This is a genomic window from Streptomyces sp. NPDC053069 (assembly GCF_044546895.1).
Classification (GTDB): domain Bacteria; phylum Actinomycetota; class Actinomycetes; order Streptomycetales; family Streptomycetaceae; genus Streptomyces.
The window spans coordinates 482,334-501,773 of sequence record NZ_JBITZN010000005.1; the positions used below are offsets into that span (position 1 = coordinate 482,334).

The 19,440-nt window shown below is 69.4% G+C and carries 11 protein-coding genes and 1 pseudogene; 6 read left to right on the forward strand and 6 right to left on the reverse strand.

From position 1 onward, the window contains the following. Positions 1–464 precede the first annotated feature (464 nt). Positions 465–887: a hypothetical protein gene (locus tag ACIGXP_RS14980; RefSeq protein WP_399768337.1), complete on the forward strand. Its 423-nt coding sequence runs from the start codon at positions 465–467 to the stop codon at positions 885–887. On the opposite strand, the gene ACIGXP_RS14985 is transcribed toward ACIGXP_RS14980, so the two are convergent. Further along, a complete protein-coding gene (locus ACIGXP_RS14985; RefSeq protein WP_399768339.1) occupies positions 866–1,645 on the reverse strand; it encodes a helix-turn-helix domain-containing protein in 780 nt (259 codons plus the stop codon). The two genes, ACIGXP_RS14980 and ACIGXP_RS14985, sit on opposite strands and share 22 nt — an antisense overlap. Before the next feature lie 86 nt (positions 1,646–1,731). On the opposite strand from ACIGXP_RS14985, the gene ACIGXP_RS14990 reads away from it, so the two are divergent. Both ACIGXP_RS14990 and ACIGXP_RS14995 read left to right on the forward strand, forming a co-directional pair. After that, positions 1,732–2,706 carry an LLM class flavin-dependent oxidoreductase gene (locus tag ACIGXP_RS14990; RefSeq protein WP_399768340.1) on the forward strand — a complete coding sequence of 325 codons (975 nt, stop codon included), beginning with the start codon at positions 1,732–1,734 and terminating at the stop codon, positions 2,704–2,706. 300 nt (positions 2,707–3,006) lie between these two features. Then, positions 3,007–5,532, forward strand: a complete 2,526-nt coding sequence (locus tag ACIGXP_RS14995) for a CHAT domain-containing protein (RefSeq protein ID WP_399768342.1) — start codon at positions 3,007–3,009, stop codon at positions 5,530–5,532. Here ACIGXP_RS14995 and ACIGXP_RS15000 read toward each other — a convergent pair whose 3' ends face one another. Next, positions 5,533–8,055: a caspase domain-containing protein gene (locus ACIGXP_RS15000; protein ID WP_399768344.1), complete on the reverse strand. Its 2,523-nt coding sequence runs from the start codon at positions 8,053–8,055 to the stop codon at positions 5,533–5,535. A 342-nt stretch (positions 8,056–8,397) separates the two neighbouring features. Next, a complete protein-coding gene (locus tag ACIGXP_RS15005) occupies positions 8,398–11,757 on the reverse strand; it encodes a CHAT domain-containing protein (RefSeq protein ID WP_399768346.1) in 3,360 nt (1,119 codons plus the stop codon). Positions 11,758–12,904: 1,147 nt separating this feature from the next. On the opposite strand from ACIGXP_RS15005, the pseudogene ACIGXP_RS15010 reads away from it, so the two are divergent. Both ACIGXP_RS15010 and ACIGXP_RS15015 read left to right on the forward strand, forming a co-directional pair. Beyond that, a pseudogene (locus ACIGXP_RS15010) lies at positions 12,905–13,108 on the forward strand (hypothetical protein); the annotation flags it as partial. Positions 13,109–14,816: 1,708 nt separating this feature from the next. Continuing rightward, positions 14,817–14,930 (forward strand): transposase, encoded by a 114-nt coding sequence (locus ACIGXP_RS15015; protein WP_399768438.1) that lies wholly within the window; start codon positions 14,817–14,819, stop codon positions 14,928–14,930. Between the two features lie 256 nt (positions 14,931–15,186). Here the strand turns inward: ACIGXP_RS15015 and ACIGXP_RS15020 are convergent, their stop codons facing one another. The 3 genes from ACIGXP_RS15020 to ACIGXP_RS15030 form a co-directional block, all read right to left on the reverse strand. Next, on the reverse strand, positions 15,187–15,579 hold the full coding sequence (locus ACIGXP_RS15020) for a hypothetical protein (RefSeq protein WP_363220805.1): 393 nt from the start codon (positions 15,577–15,579) through the stop codon (positions 15,187–15,189). Positions 15,580–15,607: 28 nt separating this feature from the next. Beyond that, on the reverse strand, positions 15,608–15,829 hold the full coding sequence (locus tag ACIGXP_RS15025) for a hypothetical protein (protein ID WP_363220806.1): 222 nt from the start codon (positions 15,827–15,829) through the stop codon (positions 15,608–15,610). A 172-nt stretch (positions 15,830–16,001) separates the two neighbouring features. Then, positions 16,002–16,319, reverse strand: a complete 318-nt coding sequence (locus ACIGXP_RS15030; RefSeq protein WP_399768349.1) for a hypothetical protein — start codon at positions 16,317–16,319, stop codon at positions 16,002–16,004. A gap of 1,284 nt (positions 16,320–17,603) precedes the next feature. On the opposite strand from ACIGXP_RS15030, the gene ACIGXP_RS15035 reads away from it, so the two are divergent. Further along, on the forward strand, positions 17,604–18,887 hold the full coding sequence (locus ACIGXP_RS15035; RefSeq protein ID WP_399768351.1) for a hypothetical protein: 1,284 nt from the start codon (positions 17,604–17,606) through the stop codon (positions 18,885–18,887). The last annotated feature ends 553 nt before the right edge of the window (positions 18,888–19,440 follow it).

Here is a 19,440-nt window from a genome sequence, read left to right on the forward strand (position 1 = left end):
TCACAAGAAGTGCAGCAGGTGGCGCAGTCATGGCGGGAGGCAGGGCGGACAGAGCTGACGACGCGAGCCGTCGAGGAGCGGCTGGATGCCTATGTCACCGCCCTGATGGGCTGGGCGGAACCGGATCGGCCCGGGGCGCGGGCACGGCGGCGAGCGCCAGGCCCGGCTGCCACGTGCGGCAGCGGGAGCCGGTCGCACCCCGCACCGGGGCACCCCTGACTCCCGCCGGCCGCTCTGCCACTCCTCCGAATCGAACGGCAATATCACTCGCCGTAAGGGACCCCCGAGACCTGTGCCAGAGCCCACTACTACTCGACAAAGCCAGGATTGCAATCAAAAACGGTGGCTGCCACGACCGCAGTGGTTTTTTGAACTTGAAAGCCCATTCCCCATGGGGAATTGCCGGTCTCGGCCACGCGCCGCAGGATCTGGTCCGAAGCGACCTGCCTGGCAAGGAGATGCACATGATCGAGATCGACCCGCAGCACCTGGCTGACCGCTACATGGCTCAGTGGACAGTGCCGGACGCCGCCCAACGCCGCGCGGCCATCGAGCGGCTGTGGACCGAGGACGCCACCCATATCCTGCAGCCACCCGCGGAGATTCGGGAGATCGCTGCGGAACTTGGCTTCGGCCACACGACTCTGGAGGCTCAGGGCTACGACGCCATCGAGACCCGAGTGGCGCGAAGCTACGAGCGGTTCGTCGAGAAAAAGGGATTCACCTTCCGGGCACGCGCCGATGCGGTACACCTCCAGGGCGTGGTCAAGTTCGGCTGGGAGGCGGTGTCCACCGAAACCGGCGACGTTGTGGGTGGGGGCTTGGAAATTCTCGTACTCGACGACAACGGCCGGATCAAGGCCGACTACATGTTCCCGGGGGCCTGACGCACGGCAGCACAAGCCATTGGTCTGGCGGCGGCCGAGAGTGCCTCGGCTGTCGCCGGATCGGTCGGCAGGAACGCCTCCAGCTTGAGCTCGGCAAGCGTCACGTCCACGGCGGTGGCGAAGGTCGTCACGGTCGTCATCAGGCGCAGCTCACCGTATGAGGACTGCAGGCAGAGCGGAACTGCAAAGCCCAGTAGCCCGGCGGACGGCTCCAGCTCGGGAACGTACCCGGTGAGCTCAGCGCGCAACTCCTCCAGATGGCCGAGGCGTGCCAGGATGTGTCGCGCCCATTCTGCGAGGTTGCGGATGCGGGGAGCCAGGCCGTCGGGATGCAGCGCAAGGCGGTAGATGTTTGTGCCCGGGCCCACCAGCTCGGGGGCCGCACCCTCGGTGATCAGGTCGAATGCGGTGTTCGCAGCGATCAGGTCACCGCCCCGGTCCACAACCAGCGCCGGATAAGGAAGATGCCCGCGCAGGATGTGGTCGATTGCCGTGCGCACGGGGGCCAGCACCGGATCGTCGAGTGAGCTCTCCGGGTAGGCCGGCGCATACCCGGCGGCCAGCAGCAGCTCGTTGCGCTCCCGCAGCGGCAGTTCCAGCGACTCGGCCAGGCGCACGACCATGTTCCGGCCGGGGACCGACCTGCCGGATTCGATGAAGCTGAGGTACCGCTGGGTGGTGCCTGCCCGCAGTGCCAGATCGAGCTGGCTGAGATGACGGCGGGTACGACATTCGCGAAGCGCACGGGGGAAGTTCACAAGCCTGTTGTAATGGTGGCGGAGTGTCCCAGGCCATTCCCCGTAGGGAATTGCCGCCGCCAGGCCCGGTCGGGAACATCGCCGACATGGACATAGGTGTACTGCTTCCAACCGGAACCGCCCAGTGGGACGCGGCCGACGACTCTCGCGAGCTGGTTGCCTTCGGCCGCCACGCCGAACGCTCGGGTTTCTCCTCGCTCTTCGTCAACGATTCTCTGATCAGCCCGCGCATCGAGGCGTTCACCATGCTGGCCGCGCTGGCCCCGGCGACCGAGACCGTCACGCTGGGCACAGCTGCACTGATGCCGTTTCTGCGTCGGCCGATCCAGACCGCGCAGTCACTTGCCTCGATCGACCTGCTGTCCGGTGGCCGGCTCACCGTGACCGTCGGCGCAGGCTTCCCCGGCCGCTTCGGACGGCCCCTCTACGCGTTGTCCGAGCTGCCGTGGGAAAGGCGCTTCGCGCGCCTGGACGAGACTGTCGCAATGTGGCGGGCCCTGTGGGACGGCGCTGACGCCTTCCACGGCGAGATCCTCCGATTCGATGACATCCCGCCCACCACCAGGCCATTCCGAGTCGGCGGCCCGCCCATCTGGCTCGGCGGCGCGACCCCCGCGGCGCTGGCCCGCGCCGGCCGGATGTACGACGGATGGCTGCCCTACCCGCCTGACCCCGCCGACTACGCATCCGGACTCCGCAGTGTCCGCAAAGCTGCCGCCGACGCCGGACGTGCCGCCGAGGACATCACCCCCGCACTGTTCGTCTCGGTACGGATCGACGACGACACGGAGAGCGGCCGTCTGGCACTGGACGCCTACGCACGGGCCACCTACGGCATGCCGCTGCAGGAGCTGGAGAGGATCCAGGCAGTTGTCACCGGTTCCGCCGACCAGGTGCTCCAGAGCCTTGGACGGTACGTCGCCGCCGGCGTACAGCACATCGTCGTACGTCTCGGCGCCCTGGGCCTTCGCTCTCAGCGCGACCAGCTCGAACGGGCTGCAGACCTGATCCCCGCCGTCCAGGCAGCAGCGGATCGGGCCGCCACCTCGCAAGCCTTTTGAGCCTGGCCCAGCCGACCCGAAGTGTCGATCGCGGAACAGCTCGTGAAGGCCTCCTGCAGCGTTCCTGACGCACCCAGTGCCTCACCTTCCCACTGCACGGGTCGGTCGAAGCCGAAGCCGTAGCGGCGGGCGAACCCCCGGCCGGCGGGGGGCGCCCCTCTGCCCTTCGGCTGGCCGGCGGCCCGGGAGGGGCAGCCGACGTCCGCGGACCGGGTGTCCAGTGGCGTTGTCGATGCCGCCATAGAGCGGTGGAGCAACTGGGGACGTTTCATGATCTTGCGGACTGGCCAACAAACGAGGGTGGGTGCGGACGAGGAGTACGCGCGGCTGAGGGAGCGGGCCGATGCCGCCTTGGCGACGGGCAGCGGCGATGCGGCGCAGGCGGCGGCTGACGTCGTTCGGTGGTGCCGGGAACATCTCTCACCCGATGATCCCGAACTGGCTCAGGCGCTGGTGCGGCAGGCAGTCGCCGCATCTCGTACCGGAGAGACGGCGGAGGTCAGCGGCCGGGTCGCGTACCGCTTCGTGCTTCTCTTCGAGGAGGCATTGGCACTCCAACGCACCGCGTTCGGACCGCGTAGCGAAGTCGTCGCCATCACGCTGGCGTTGTACGCGGATTGCCTGCGGCCCCGCGACCCGCTCGCTGCGATCGCACCACTGCAGGAGCGGCTCACCCTCCTGTGGAACCTGCGCAAGCCGTTGGACGCGGATGTCGGAGAAGCCGCCTGCCTGCTGGCCCAGGTCCAGGCCCAAGCCAGTTTGTTGCTGAGCAAGGAGGCGGCACGGCAGTACCAGGCCTGTCTCGACGTCTTCGCGACGCTGCCGCCGCACCCGTCGACGGCTGCCGCCTGGTCCGGACGGGCCGAGCTGGCCGAGGCCACGGGAGACTTGGAGACGGCCGATCTGGCCTACCGCCGGGCCGTGGAAATCACGAAGGCCCTGACTCAGGAGCCAAGCACCGATCTCGCTGTACGGCTGCTGGGGGCTGCCCGGGTCGCATCGCGGAGGGGGGACCGTGGCAGTGCCGCATCCTGGTACGAGAAGGCGCTGGAGGTGCAACGTGCCTTGTCCGGGGACGCCGCCCTGGACGTCGCGGCGACATGGTTCTCGATCTCCTTGAGCACGGACGGGAGCCGTGCACTGCAGGCGTCCCGGGAGGCTCTGCGCTCGGCCGGCGCATGGTTGCAGACCGGCACGGCCGCCGCACTCGACGACCGCCGACGCGAGGAGGTCATCCGTGCCTTCGCCGCCTACGCCGACCGGCATCTGCTCGGCCTGCTCACCATGGAGTGCGGAGGCGATGAGATGGCTGCGGTGTCCGCATGGCGTATGCGGCTGCCTGACCTGCTGTCGCGCCCGTGGCGACTCAGCCCGACTCCCCATCCTGCCGAGCGGGAACTGAGCACCGTAGTGGCCCGGATGGCGACCCGCCACCAGGCGCGGTATCAGACAGCAGACACCGACAACCGACCCGGAGCGGCCGGGGAGGGATGGCTGCGCCATGGGACAGAACTGCGGTGGCTGCGCGCCCGTCGCACGGAGCTGGAGGCGGGGCTGCGCCGCGAGGCTCGCTCCGGCCGACAGGCGGAGCCGCTGGCCGGCGAGGTTCTCGATACCGCGCGCCGTTTTCTCGGCAGTGATGACCGGTTCATCAACATCGTCCGAGTGGCCGACGCGTATGTGGCGCTCGTGGTGGGACCCGCCGAGGAGCAGACAGCCGCCGTGGCGCTGGGGCAGACGGCCGTCGTCGACGAGGCTGTGTGGCGCGCGCGGGCAGCGCTGGAGGGGCCGGGGCGGGCGGCGGCGTTCCGGGACGTGGCGCCTCGCCCCATCGGCACTGACGACGGGGACGCCCCCCACGTACTGGCGCGGCTGCTGATCGAGCCGCTACTGCCGCACCTGGCGGGGTGCCGGCGACTGAAGGTGGCGCTGGACGGGCCGTTGCTGCACGTGCCGCTCGGCGTGCTCCCCGCCGGCCCCGCGCCCTTGCTCTCGTCGTTCGACGTCGACTACGTGACGGCCCTCGACGAGCTTGCCGGACCGAACCGGGCGGACGCCGAGGCGGGGCCCGACGTCGTGCTGGCTGCCCCCGACTACGAGCTGGGCCGCGTGGGGTCCGCCAACCCAGACTCCCTGTTCCAGCCGTTGGAGGGCACGGCCGAGGAAGCCCGCGGCATCGCCGAGCTACGGCCGGAAGCGTTGGTGCTCACGGGCCGCGACGCGACCAAGGCCAGGCTGCGGGAACTCCGTTCGCCCCGCGTGCTGCACCTCGCCACGCATGGCTACACGCTCGCAGGCGCTCCGCCGAGCGACCCCAAGTTCATGAACCGACGGCTACGCGGAAGCGACAGCAGCTTGGCGGGCCGGTACGACAACCTGCGCCGCGAGCCCGATCTGCGCAGCGGCCTCGCGCTGGCTGGCGCCAACACCTGGCTGGAGCACGGTGACCCGGGACCGGCGGCGGAGACAGGACTGCTCACGGTGGCCGACGTCACCGGTATTGACCTGGCCGCGACGGAGCTGGTGGTGCTGTCCGCCTGCGACACGGGGGTCGGCGAAATCACCGCTCCCGACGGCCACGTGAGCCTGCGAGCGGCGTTCCTGCGGGCCGGTGCACGAGCCGTCGTCGCCAGCCTGTGGAAGGTCCCCGACGGGCCGACCCGCGATCTCATGATCAGCTTCTACCGGCTGCTCAACCAAGGCCACGGACCGGCCGAAGCCCTGCGCGCCGCGCAGCGCGAACGGCATGCCGCAGGTGACCCCGTACTCAACTGGGGCGCCTTCGTCTGTTATCTCCGTGCGACCAACGACGCAGACGGCGACTGATCAGGCGCGGCTCAGGTCCACCACCTCGAAGACCAACGACATGTCCTGTGCCCTGAGCAGACCCTGAGCCGGATGCCGCCCCACCCCGTCACCCACCCCGAACTTTTGATGGGGGAGAAGGGTCGTGCGGTACACCCCGATGCTCGTACCGCGCGACTGGTCGATCAGGCGGGCCGCCATGCGGATGAGGATCGCCACGGCCGCGGCGGAACCGGCGACGACGGCGGCGGTGGGCTCAGCGGCCGCCAACGCGGTCAGCGTGGACAGCGCAGTGGACACCTCCTCGCTCCCCGTCTCAGCCGCCATACCCTCGGCGAGATCCACATCGGGTGAGTCATCCCTGGCCACCCACACCGCGATGTCCAGGAATCGGTTCACCGGCCCCTCGTACACCAGCACGTCGTCGAAGGGCAGTCGGTCACCGTCCTTGATCCGGTCGAAGCGCAGGGTAGCGGCCCGGTAGGGGCCGCCCGCCTCGTCCGGCGCGGCAGTAACGACCAGGGCATCGATACGTACCCGCGAGCGCAGAAAGGCGCGGTTGCTGTGCACGGTGAGTTCCTTCAGCCGCACCGCCACTCTGCCCGGCATGTCCGGGCCGCGGGGAGTGACCAGCCGGAAGGACTCGTCCGGGCGCTCGTCGATCTCGAACGTCGGCTCGTCCGCGCCGGCCCTGCGCGCCGGGTGGAGCAGGAAGTCGAAGGGCCTGACCTCCCAGCGCACGCCCCCGTCCCGTCCAGGGGGCGCGGGAACGTCCCGGCGACCGGTGTCGAGGCGGTCGACCAGCCACTCCAGGCTGTTGGAAGCTGAAGGAATACCACGCGTTTTACCGGCCCGCCCGAGCAGGCCGAGCCGGTCCACCGGCCGGTCGGTGACGATGGCCACGAAACTCTCTTCCCGGGCCGGTCCGGCAGGCAGTTTCTCCGGCCACTGCAGCGGAATCCCGCCGTCCCACCCGTAGTCCAACTCGTACTGCTCGCCCGGTTCGAGCGTCACGCCGCCCTGCTCCGACGAGGTCAGCCAGGTCAGGGCACCGGCCAGACCGACGTCGAACACGGAGACGAAGCGGCGCTCACCGCTTCGGTTGGTGATCCGCAGCAACAGCCGGTCGCCGACGAACAGGTGAGCACCATGGGTGAGCTCTTCCTCACCGCCTCCGGACAGCAGGCGCAGGTATTTCACCTCAACGTCGGGTGGCAACGCAGACCTGCCCGTGCCGGACGGCAGTCGGCGGACGTATGACCCGAGCGCCAGCGTCCGCACAGCCTCCACCGCCTTGTCCAGTGACATGGCCTCCCCGGACAGCGGCTGCCCCATGCCGTCTGCCACGTGAACCGCCTGGTCGTAACCGTCCTCACCCTCCAGACTTACGGTCGCCAGCGCGTCGTCGGTCTCCTCGACGATCCGGACCCGTGCGGAGGACGCGAGTTCCCGGGCGATCCGGTCACGGCCCGGGTGGCCGGCGGGCAGTACGACTACTGGACGTTGGCCCAGCACTGCACCGACCGGCCAGGCGGACACGCCTGGCGGCAGACCTGCGGCGTCGGACACTCCCTCCAGAGCCAGCACGGCGTCACCCCTGCTGATCCGCGCGACGACTGCACCCGCCAGCCGGGTTTCGTCACCCGCAGCCACAAGTTCGTATCGGTCGCCCACGGCGACGTCGAAGACCGCGGCGTCGGGCAGGACTGCCACTCCATCCTTGATACGGACCGGCAGGACGCCCTGACCGCCACGTGTCCGCAACGAGAAGAGCAGCCGGTCCGCAGGCCCTTCCACGTCCGGCCGCTGCGGGGCAGCGGCGGCCGGAACGGCGCCGCGCACTGACTCAAGAATGTCCAGCCAGGTGAGCGCACCCGGGTCGGATCCGGTGAGCAGCCGCACCAACGCCGCGGTGAGCACTCCATGGCTGCGGCCGAGCCGTGCGTCGTGGAGCTCGTAGGCGCTCTGATGCGGGGCACAGGCCACCAGGCGCACCGCGTGCGGGTTGGCGTCGGCACCCAGGGGCCGGCCGGCGCGCGCTTCGCGCCAGCGCTGGACCAGGTCCTCTTCGGGAAGGTGGAGGTGCTCCAGGGCCTTGGGAACGGCCGAGCCGGAACGGGACATGCGCGCGGCGTGACAGCAGTCCAGGATCACGGTGACGTTGCGGGTTCGGTCGGTGAGCTCCAGTTGAAGGCGTGTCAGTTCCTCGGCGAGGAGGCAACGGCTGCGGTTGTCGGAGCGGTTGTCGAAGTCGGTCGGCACGATGTACTGCAGCCAAGTCGGCAGCGTCGGGTCCTGTGCCGCCAAGGGGTTGCGCTGGCGGCCGCCGTGCCCGGAGTAGTAGACGACCACCGCGTCGTCCGGACCGCTGTCCTCCACCAGCTCCCGGTAACCCGCGGCGATCCCCTGTGCGGTGGCGTCCTTGCCGGTGGCGGGCATCACGGTGAAGCCGAGCCCGGCCAGGGCCTCGCCCATCACCTCGACATCGGCGTGGACGCCGCTCAACCCACCCGTCTCACTTCCGATCAGCAGTGCTCGCCTCATGACGGGACCCCCGAGTACCGGATTGCTACCTGGAGGAACGTCCTACCACGGACAAGGCCGCCAGCGGAGGGTGACGGCACGGTCCGTAGCCCCCTCGCCCCCTGGAACCGCAGCTTCGGGGCGCACGATGAGCGCGCGACGTACACACCCGCGCGCCCCCGGCGATCCACGTGCCGTCGAATCCCCGTTGCCCTTCGTACGGCTGTCGAAGTCTTCCCTCTGACCGTGAGTCGCGGGCCGACCGACCTGCCCGGACGAATGCCTACGATGAACGTTGAGAGGCCGTCGGCGGGTGGCACAGCATGCTCCCCTCGCCGCCCAGGAGTGCGCTCCTGGTGGGACTCAAATGCCGACATGAATAAAGGGAGCCCACCAGTACGGGTGGTCATCAGCGATGTTCTCCAAAGCAGGGTTGGGCGGGACGTCGCGGGTCGTGCGCCGCCTGCCGCATGCTGCGGGGGTGCCCGTCGGCACGCTCGGGTCTGCGAAGGCGGCGCTGCGTGCGGCGCCGTCCATGGCGCGCAGATCGCGTTGGGCAAGCGCCAGCGCCTCCGCCACAGTGTCGTGGGCGGCGATACGCGCCGCGAAACGGTCCATGAACACGCACGTGGACGTGTCGTCCACCGGCCACAGCGAGACCACGGCGTTCCGTGCTCCGGCAGCCAGCAGGCCGCGGACCAGCCCAACAAGGTCTCCCCCAAGGGTTGTGTCGCCGCGACCGGTATCGCACGCGCTCAGGACGACGAGATCTGCGTCGATCTCAAGGCCCATGAGGTGGGCCACGGTCAGCTCGTCGGCACCGGCGAGGGCCACGGACGACAGGGTCGGTGCCTCGGCGGAAACCTGGCCGTGCGTGGCCAGGTGGATCACTCCCGCACCGGCAACTGCGCGGCTCACCCGCTCCTCCGTCGGGTCGTTGTCAAGCAGGGCCGAGGCCCCGTACCGAGCAGCCACCCGTGTCGCCTCGACCCGTGTCCCAGGAAGGTGCCTCAAACCGCGGTCCGGGTCGTAGGACGGGTCGCCGACCACGAGTGCTCCGCGTGCGAGGTCCGGCCGGGAGTGACCGGTGACATGCCGGAGCACGGACGCCGCGGGGAGCGTCGAGACGACATGGCGGCTGCCGAGCAGGTCAGGCCCGAAGGGAAGGCAGTGGAAGGGCACCAGGTGCAGCGGCCCTGACGGGACGACGATGATCCGCCCATGGTCCTTCAGAACGGCGGACACCGGGTCGAGCAGCAGCTCGCTCAGCCGGTCGGCGTCCTGTGTGCCGGCGGTCGGACGAAGCCGGGCGCACCCGCTGTGGAAGCGCCGGACCACCCCGCTGATGTCGGGGGTCTCGACACGCAGTTCGCGCACGAGGGCATGACGCCGCGTCACCGCCCAGATCAGGATCCGATCCCAGCCGACCAGGTACTCGACGAGCACGGTGTCATCGGGCAGCAACGGTTGCACGTCGGCCAGCCGCAGCGGCGCTCTCGGGCGCCGATGCCGCAGCAGATGGCCGGGAACCAGCTGTTCGAGGTCGCGTTCGGCCGATTCCAGGGCGGACTGGGCCCGATCGAGCCGCCGGCGTGCCGGCTCCACGCGGCCCGGCACTCCTTCGTGGCCCGCTGCGGCCAGCAGGTCGTATGCCCCGGTCCAGGCAGCGCCGGCACGGCTCCAGCGCCGCAAGGCCGCCGATTGCTCGGGCGTGTGCCGCGTGCGTGCAATGAGGTCTTCCAGGAGAGCGTCCAGGGCGAGTGACCGCAGCCGGTCGGTCAGCATGAAGGCGTCCTCGGTCCGCCCCGCCCGCCGGGCGACATCGGCACCCAGCGTGTAGAGCTCCCGGGCTTGCGCATCGTCCGTGATCGAGACACGGAACGCGTCACGGGTGAAGCGGGCCACCCGCTCCTCGAAGGCGGCCCGCGCTCGCTCCAGGACCTCCGCAGCACCGTCGATGTCGTCGACGGCGGCGAGAACCCTTCCCCAGTCGGTGAGGTCCCGCCATCCCGCGGCCGGCCTCGTCTTACGCAGTGACGCGACGACGGGGGCGGCGTCCTCGTAGCTCCGTGCCTGCGTCCACAGGTTCAGCTGGTGCGCGGGGTCGGCGTCCGGGGTGTCCGCCAAGAGCTCCCTGACCACGGCCCGCGCCTCGTCGTACCGTTCGGCGGCCTGCAGGACCACCACGAGGAGCGACCGGCCGGCGGCTCCCTGGGCCCGGGCACGCTCCAGGGCGACACCCATCAGACGGTCCGCTTCGGCGTCCTCGCCGGCGTGTTGGTGCTGCCGAGCCCGGAACAGCGGTACCAGTACGTCACCCATGGTCAGGAAATCCGTCAGCGCGTCCAGCGTCAGCGCCAGCGCCTCCGGCTCGAAACCCGGGTCCTGGGCGGCGCCCGGTACCGGGACGAACCGGTGTTCACCGAGCGTGGTGAGTGCTCGCTGCCGAGGTCCCAGACGTTGCAGCAGGTCCTCGTCGGTGGCGCAGACGGTGAGACCAGCCGGTGCGTGGTCGGTCAGCAGCCGCACGACGTCCAGCGCCCGTTCCAGCCCGTCCGGGTCGCGCTCGCTGAGCTGCACATTGAACAGGGCGGCCGCCAGGGACGAGACCTCCAACCAGGCCAGCGGCTCCATCACCTCGTCCGCGGAGCTTCCGGCGGCCTGACGGAGGCGCTCGGCCAGCGCCGTCTGATAACTGGCGATCGCCGGTCCGTGGCTGTTCAGGCCTCCGTACAGCTCACCCGCGTCGCTCAGCACCATGCGGAGAGCCAACGCATTCGAGAGCCTGCTCGACATGTCCACGGCCAGCGTCAGGGCACAGCGGGCCCGTTCCGTGTCGTCCGCCCGCCACCATGCGTGACCGCAGGCGTGGACGAGGCGGGCCAAGCCGCTGCCGAAGCTGGCGCTGCCCGGACCGCAGGCCCAGTGCTCGATGGACTCGGCGACATCCGCGGTCGCGGCACTCAGGCGGCCGGCGGCGATCGCTGCCATCGTGGCGTGGACATTGGCCAGGTGCATCGCAGCAGTGTCACCCGCCCGTCGGGAGAACAGCCCCGCCAGCCGTGCGAGGCGCTCGGCCCGCTCAGCGCTGCCGGACAGGAGGGCCAGGCATCCCTCTCCGAGATAGGTGGCGGCGACACCGCGATCGGCGTGTGCACGACGGAACAACTGCCGTGCCTCCCCGTACAGTCGGCGGGCTTCGGTGGCCGACTCGGCCGTGGGAACCGTGCGCTCCGTGTCGAGGTCGGCGAGGTCGAATGCGAGCGTGTCGGTGAACGTCACGGGTGCGGTCAGCCACTCCGCCTCAAGAAGCCGGCACCGCGCCCTCCCGGCGAGATCATCCAACTGGGCGAAGACCTCTTGAGCCCACGCCAAGCTGCGCTCGGCCTCGCTCCAGGAGCCCGCGAGGCGGTGAAGATCGGCGAGCTCCGCGGCCAGAGTCGCCGCCACTACCACGTCCTGCTCAGCCGCAACCCGAAGCGCACCCTGCAAGGAACCGGACAGGTCTTGGAGGATCTCCGGGCTCTGCCCGGGCCGGAGGCGCATCATCGACCGAATGATCGAGCGCAGACTGAGCAGCTCCGGTTGTACCTTGCTGATGATCGTCAGCAGCAGGTCCGCCCGGATGTTTCCGGTGTCCGGGGCCGCCGGCTCCCGAAGCTCCGGCATCGCAGTGGCCAGTTGGGCGCCGGTGTCGCCGGGCCACCAGTTGAGGTCGAGCATGACCGCTGCGTGGCCTAGGGCCGCCCCCTCCGGGCTCGCGCGCGTGCCCGGATCGGCCCTTTCCAAGATGGATGACGCGCGCCGCGGCTCGCCTGCGATGATCGCCGCGAGTGCGGCCATGACGTGGGGTACCTCCTCACCACTCGGCTCGGGAGGGAGGTCCGGACGGGAGGCGGCGAGCAGTTCCCCGGGCCGGTCCCGCAGGGCACGTCGTAACACCGATTCGAGAGTTGCGGTCACAGCTGTCCCTGTCGCCTAAGAGGTCGGGGGCTCCGATATTGCATCGAGAGAAGGCATGGCGAAACTCACTTCGCCGCAAACAGTGATGATCTTTTCCTCAGCTGGGCCATGAGCTCCCGATCTGCGGCGCGGGCGGCTCAGCGTGAAGTGTTCGTTGGCCTGCAGGAACGATCCGGTCCAGGAAGTTCTCGAATGTCCGCGCGGGCTGGCGCGCTCGGGTCAACGCCCTTGCCCGGCGGGCCCGCAGGCACTGCGAGAGCCTGGCCGAGCCATGCAGGTGCTGCTGGGCGTGGGACGCGCTGCTTTTGGAGCGGACCCGGTTGAGGCAGTCCGGGCGCACCGCTTCGCGGCCTCCCGCAGCCACCGCTGGGACGGCTCGGTGAAGACCAGCGAGCCGCGGTGACCGAACGGCGCCAGGTCCCACACGTCCTTGGCGTGCTCGGGCTCCGGTGTCTTCAAGACCCTGGACGCGAAGGCGCCCGTCCGGTTCAGCAGAACCACGGCCGTCTCGTTGGCCTGCGGGCGCGGCACGTCCCTGCGGCCGAGCCGCGCCGCAGGACCGCACGGTCCGGACGATCAGCGCGCGCACCGAACCCGTCTCCGTCTTCGCGTGCTTCCGGCTGCGCTGGTAGACCCCGAACGTCAGCTGGGCGACGACCAGGTCCGGCAGGCGCCGCGGAAGCTCACCTCGGTAGCCCACGAGGCGGCATCGCAGGTTCGCAGCCACTCCTGCTTGTCGACTTCCACGCCGTCCCGGTGCAGCCGGACCGGCCGCCGTGCGTGTGTCTCACACAGCCGCAGACCCACCGGGCCGGCCGCCTCCCGGGTGCAGGCCAGCACGCCGCAGTCGCCCAGGCTGGCCGAGGACTCGACGGACGGGCCGGCCAGGACGGGCCGGCCAGGAGTCGCCGCCGGCGGGCCCAGCCCGCTGGATGTCCTGCCCTACGACGCCGACGGCGAGACCGTGCCCGGCTCCTTCCGGCTCGGCGTCTCCCCGGGCATGGGCAGGCACGAGGGCACCCGGAGCGTGCTGTGGGGCACCAACGTCCTCGAACAGCTCGTCGGCGACGGCAACGTCGCCAACCTCACCCGCTACACCAAGACCGGCTAGGTCTAGGACTCGACAAGACGGTGCAGGGAGCGTTCACCCGTCCCCTGCCCAAGTCCACCGGGGCACAGATGCGTCACCTGGTCCGCCAGCGCCAGCGCAGCACCCGGCGTGTGGCTGAGCTGCTCGGCATCAGCCGGCGCATCGTCGAACGCCATGTGAAGAACCACACGCCAGGCGGTGACCGTCGAACCCGACGGACTCGACCCCTTCGGGAACGGGACACCGAAGGTCGAACTGGCCGTGTGATCCCTGCGCATCCCGGCGTGGTCCACAGGAGGCGCGCCATCATGCCGCTCCTCGAGCGGCGCGGCATGATGGCGTGGCACGGTACGCCTCGCCGGCCTTCGCCTCGGCGGCTCGCACCCTGATCCCGCGGCTGTGGCCCGAGCCCCATACGGCCCGGGACCCTCGGACTCCGTCACTGCATGTCATCGAATACGAAGCGGACAACGCCGAACTCGCGCTACGTCAACACCACATCGACATCGCGGTCACACACGCCTACAGCCTGCTGCCACGCCCGCTCCCGCCGGGCTGCGAGCAGCGCAGCCTCGGTCACGAACCTGTCCCCCGAAGACGCCATGCGCTGAACCCTCGCAGAGCAGCACCGCCACGCCGACGCGCTACGGACCTGTTCGGTGGCCAGGCCGACGTCATCCGCACCTGCACCCGCGCCCAGGTCATGGCGAACAAGCCCTGGTGGAGGCCCGGCCGGACTGGCCCGTGAGGCGGGCTTTCACGGTTTCGATTGCCCTGACCGCCGCTGCCTGTGCGGACTGCGTGCGGTGGAGCGAGGAGGACGGCAACCGGCAGACCCCGCAGGACCAGACCGGCCGCCTGTGGGACGTCCTGACGATGATCCGCTTCGCCATCCAACGCTGCCGGGTCAGTGAGGAGTGCGTCATGGGCGCGCTGTACCAGGACCCGCGAGGCGGCCGCGCCCGACAGCACCGCCGCGTCCAGCTCGCCGCCCACCTCGGCCCGGGTGGCAACGCAGAGCCGGTAGGGACGATCACGCAGCCGGGTGAGGACTGCCCCGGGCGGACGCAGTCAGACTGGACAGTGCGGCTCGAGGCCCCGGGGCGCTTCATGGTGCCCGCGGCCGAGCTTCGGCGGCGCGGCCCCCGCCCTGTGTCGATCCCGTGTCAAGGCGTTACATTTCCCTGCGGCGCTTCGCGGGCCGGTTCACTCCCGTCCACGACGCCTGGTGGAACGCTGCCGTCAAGGCCACGGCGAGGGGACGGCACCCGCGCGTTCATCGAGGTCCTCCTCCTCGTCCGGCACCTGCCGCACGAGCACCTGGTCACCGGCCTCGCCGCCCTCAAGACCGGGGTGCCGACAGCAGACGCCGACACCGCCCCTGCCGGGGTCCCGGAACTACCAGCAGGGAACCGGAGCAGAATCACCCAGCTGCCAGCTGCCAGCTGCCAGCTGCCAGCTGCCGTCCGGGCCGTAAGCGCGGTGTCGAGGCCGAAGCCGAGCGGCTCCGCGCGGCATTCGGCCAGGACTTGGCCCACCAGCCGCCTCTGGTCGAGGACGCGCTGGTCAAGCAAATGCTCGCTTTCCCGGGCCAGCTCACGGCCGCCTGCGCCGCCGCGGACGGACTCGCACAGGCGGTGGAGGAGACCTTCCCGCAGCCTCCTGACGCGGAGATCATCCTCAGCTTTCCTGGCCTCGGCACCCAGCTCGGCGCCCTGGGCTTGCCGAGATCGGAAACGCTCGCGCCAGGTTCGCCGACGCCCGTGGCCTCAAGGCCTACGCCGGCGCCTCACCCATCACCCGGGCCTCCGGGAAGAAGTCGAGCATCACCCGACGGGGGTGAAGAACGACCGTCTCAACCATGCCGGACATCTCTGGGTCTTCGCCTCCCTGCCGGCCTCCATCGGAGCCAAAGCCCACCGCCGGCGCCGCCGCGACGAGCACTCCGACCGGCACGCCGCCGCTCAGCGCAATCACTTCAACCGGCTGCTCGGCCAACTCTGTCACTGCCTCAAGAACCGCCGGCTGTTCGACGAAGTCGCCGCCTTCCCACCTCAGGTGAAGCCTTTGGTGCGGCGGCCGCATAAGCCGAGGGCCGATCAAACCGGAGGTTCCACCCAAGGAGCCAGCCGTTCCCCGACTGCCAGATGCTCGCGCCAGTACCGGAAGACGGTTCCGTGGACGATGTCGAGCTGCCTGGCCGCGACCAGGCCCGAGGCGAGACTCGGCCCGCCCGCATCGGCCTCGAAGGCAATCAGTACGGGCGGCGTCTCGCCGACCTGCCGGGCAACGAGTCGGACCTCGTCAGCCGTTGGCGCACGAAACATCGGGTCCTGGAAGGCGGCCGGGCACGTGACGAGGACCGGGTCGCTGAACACCAGCTCCAGGCCGTGGGCATACGAGATGTCGTGCCCGGCGCCCAGACGCAACCGACCAGGGTCCCAGGCGACGATGTCCCAGTCCCACCATGACCCTTCGGGAAGCTCGATCACGGCTCGTTGCCCGCTCTGGGCCGCGCCGTCAATCGGGAATCACCAAGCCAAGCTCATGCAGTCGTGGAAGGCAGACATCCAGGCACGCCTCCAGAGAGACGGCGTCCGTGCGAACCAGGAGATCATCCCGAAACGGAGCTCCGCTCGCGACCAAGGTCCAGGGCTTCGCCCCGTCGCGCATGCGCTCGGCGTCGACCTTGAACAACACCGTCACACCCTGCTCTGCCAACGACTCCATGACCCGCGCCACGTCCAACGCATCCCCACCCCCTGCCCGCAATAGAACAGGCAGAAGGCTACACCGGCCTCTCACGACACCGGCTTGACCGCCTGGCACCGTGAGGTGTCTACAGCCTCACCACTACCAGGGCCCGCGCCGAACAGCAGGCCGCCGGCTGATCCGCTGCCCGCAACACTCGACGCTACCGAGCGTTGGCGCTCCCGAGTTCAACAGCCAGCGCAGCCATGTCCCGCAGGTGCTTGTAGTACTCGGACGCGCCGTCCTCATCATCGATCGACGGCAGGACCTTCTCAACGGCCGCAAGGCAGACGAGCAGGACCTTGCGACGCTTCTCGTCAAGAGGCCCTGACAGCGACGAGACGACACAGCCGGCGATGTCCGTGTCGAGCAACACCATGTCTTCGCCTTCGATCTCTCGACCACGCATGTGTGGTGGGAATGGCGCGCGCATGTGCTCTTCCCACATCCGTGAGAGCAGGTCCACTTCTGATTCGCTCATGTTCGCGATCATGCCTTACGGGCGAGGCTCTGCGGGAGGCTACCGCAGAGCCGTCCAAATCCACCCACAAGTGCTTTCCGCTGTCACCTGCGCGGAAGGCCTTGGTGTTGGACAGTGTCACTGTCGTAGAGCGGTATCTGCAGTGGGCACGGCTGTCATGGGGCGGTATACCCCACTCCGCTCTACTGTCTTGAGAACGGCACTTCTTGATCCTGTGGTAGCGGCGCGGCGGCACGGTGGCCGGTGTCGGTCTGCGCGAGCGGAAGGGTGTGAAGTGGGGAAACCGGACGAGTGGGATGAGGTCACGGAGGCGTTGTGGGTGTCCAGGCCGGTGCTGGTTGCGCGGCTGCTGGATCTCGATACGGCTGGGGCGTTGACGAAGGCGCCTGTGCGTGCGGGGCTGGCATATGAAGGAGGCCGGGGGTGAGGTGCCCTCCCTTGCGTCGTTGCACCGGGTGGTGTGCCGGGACCTTCAGGCCGGCAGAGTCGTGCCGGACCGCGCGTTGGTGCGGTGGGAGCGGGAGGAGCAGCAGACGAGGCAGGCACTGTCTGAACTCGCCCTGGCAGGGCCGTGTGGGGGCGGCCTGCCGGCGCACCGTCGCTGACGACGCTGCACCGGGCGCTCCGCCGTGATCTGACACCGGGGGAGCGGGCCGGGCTGGCGGAAGGCGAGCGGGCAGGAGCCGGCAGGTGACGATGGTGCACTGCTGGAAGACGGTGGTGGGGGCGAGGTCCGGCCACCACCTTTTGTCGGCCTCGCTCGTGTTGTCCCGCGTGCAGTGGAGCAGGGGGCGCGTCAGCGTGTTGCTGCAGTAGGTGCCGTCGGTCCAGGCGATCTCGAAACTGATGCTCATCAGGCTTTCGCTGTCCTGGGACAGAACGAGCAAGGTCCGTGGCTCTTCCCGGGTGGCCCCGCTGGACAGGCCATGACCGCAAGCCACCTGACAGTGCGGCTCAACCGGCTCGGCATCCGTGCTCGTGCCAGCCGGAACACAGCCCTGCTGGATCTTGCAGCTCAGATCCCGGCGTCGGTGTTGAGCGACGTACTGGGCATCTGTGTCACCTGCGCGGTGGCTTGGTCCCACGACGCCGGCAACACAAGGCTCGGCTGGCAGCGGACTTCGCACGTCGGGATTTCCGCAAGTCTGAACGGCCGCAGTTGCCAGTAGCCCCGGGGAAGTGATGTCACACCCATCATGACAGGTCAGGCGGTACTTTCGTAGGAGGAACGGCACAAGCGACCAGCCTTGTTCGGCCCTCTCCGAGGCACCCAGAATCTCGGTTATGAATCACTCGGAGAAGGTCGATCAGGACGACATCGTCCGGGCGCGGAATGTGCTGCTCGCGTCGGGACGCCGCACGCCGCGCGAGGAAGTCGATGCCTACCGGGTGCTCGCTCAGGTCAGCCCTGCCTCGTACCTGCCGCTCTTGGCCAGGGCGCTGCAACGCCTGAGCTACGACAGCGATTCCGGTAAAAGGCATGCCCTCTCTCTCGCGCTGTGCGAGGAAGCGGTGGCCGTGGCGCGGTCCATCGATCCGGCCGAACCCGCCCGCGCGGACGTTCTGTACCGGGCCCTCGACACGTGTCAGAGAGAGCTGTACACCGTGGGCCGACGCACCGAAGGACTCGCCATGCGCGCCGAGATGCTCGCCGTCAGCCGTGCGCAGGCCCAATTGTCGGGAAAGCCCGTGGTCAAAGGGCTGCGCGAGTGGGCTGCCGGTCTTTCCGAGGAAGGCCGTTATGCCGAGGCTGCCGATGCCATGACCGAGTTGGTAGCAGCGATCCTGCCCGACGGGCCCAGCAGTGGGGGTCTCGCCTGGTCACTGCTGGACTGGATCGCCGCTCTCCACGACGCCGGCCGGTCCAGCGAAGCACTCGCCGCGTTCGAGACACTCGTCAGCATGGAAGCGGCCGAAGCCGCGAACGACCGCGGCCCGATGGCCTGCCATCTCTACTCGCTCATCGGGTACGCACAGATGCTCGAAACTCACGACCGAGACGAGCAGGCGGCGCTCGTGCGCCAAGAGGCACTCGTCTTGCTGACGGAGTTGGCCGATACCGGTGAGCGGAAGTCCTGGAGTGGCTATCAAGCGTCGTTCTGGGCGGTGCTGCTGACCTTCTCCAGCGCCGAAACCGATCGGCCTGCCGCCGATGGACCGCGTCCGCCTTCGGGGACGGCGCCCACGCAGTGGTCGCCCGATGCCAAGCAGCGGCTCTTCGACAGCCGCCATGCCCTCCGGGAGGAAGTGGACGCCCTCGCTTCGCGAGCCACCCAGGACCCGGACCAGCATCTGGCCGAACTGGTCCGCCTGCACCGGCTTCTCACCATCCGCTCCGCCGTCTACTGGGAGAACCGCACCCATCTGTTCGCGGAGCGAGTGCGCTCCCTGTTCGACGACGGAGTGGGCTTGGCCCGCCGGCTGTCTCAGCACAACCCGGCAGAGGGAACGCGAACACTGGCCAGGATCCTGATCGACCGATCGACCTTCCACACCGCCGCCTGCGAGTTCAGGCCCGCCCTCGACGACTTCCGCCAAGCCCTGAGCTACCTGGGGGAAGCCGACTAACCCGAGCGGGTGGACGTCCACCCCAGGAGTCGTACACAAGCAGCTCGCGCCAGACCGAGGAAGGTCGACCATTCCGCAACTCCCAATAGCCCGGGTTACCAGTATCCGGCAGGTCCGGATACAGCGGCATCGACGAGGTCATACGTGATCTCCTTGCAGGTCGAGGATCGAGTCGCGCACTCCGGCGCCGGGTGGCATTGCCGGTGATGAGCGCGGCGGCCTCACACACCTGGCAGGAAGCGTCGCCATCGCGGGCGTCGGATCAGGTGGTCAGCTGCTGCGGATGCGGAGGCGCCGGGCGGCCCACTGCCGCAGCTGGTCCCATCTGGTGGGGTGCATGTGCCGCCAGGCACTGCGGTCCAGGTCGTACAGCTGGGGAAGCTCTGGGCGGCGCCGCAGGTGCACGTCCAGGCGTAGGGCTCGGTACGCGTGTCGTCGCGGGTGGCGGTAACCGTAACCTGGGTGCCGTCGTGGCGTCCGTGGTGGGTGCCGACCCAGACTCCCTGCCGGCACGAACACGCCTGCTTCTCTGAACTGGAGAACGGGGTGTGGG

Excerpts from the sequence above, each read along its gene's own strand:
- ACIGXP_RS14990 (WP_399768340.1), top strand. The coding sequence starts at position 1,732 with ATGGACATAGGTGTACTGCTTCCAACCGGAACCGCCCAGTGGGACGCG.
- ACIGXP_RS15030 (WP_399768349.1), bottom strand. The coding sequence starts at position 16,319 with ATGAGCGAATCAGAAGTGGACCTGCTCTCACGGATGTGGGAAGAGCAC.
- ACIGXP_RS15000 (WP_399768344.1), bottom strand. The coding sequence starts at position 8,055 with ATGAGGCGAGCACTGCTGATCGGAAGTGAGACGGGTGGGTTGAGCGGC.
- ACIGXP_RS14980 (WP_399768337.1), top strand. The coding sequence starts at position 465 with ATGATCGAGATCGACCCGCAGCACCTGGCTGACCGCTACATGGCTCAG.
- ACIGXP_RS15005 (WP_399768346.1), bottom strand. The coding sequence starts at position 11,757 with ATGCTCGACCTCAACTGGTGGCCCGGCGACACCGGCGCCCAACTGGCC.
- ACIGXP_RS15035 (WP_399768351.1), top strand. The coding sequence starts at position 17,604 with ATGAATCACTCGGAGAAGGTCGATCAGGACGACATCGTCCGGGCGCGG.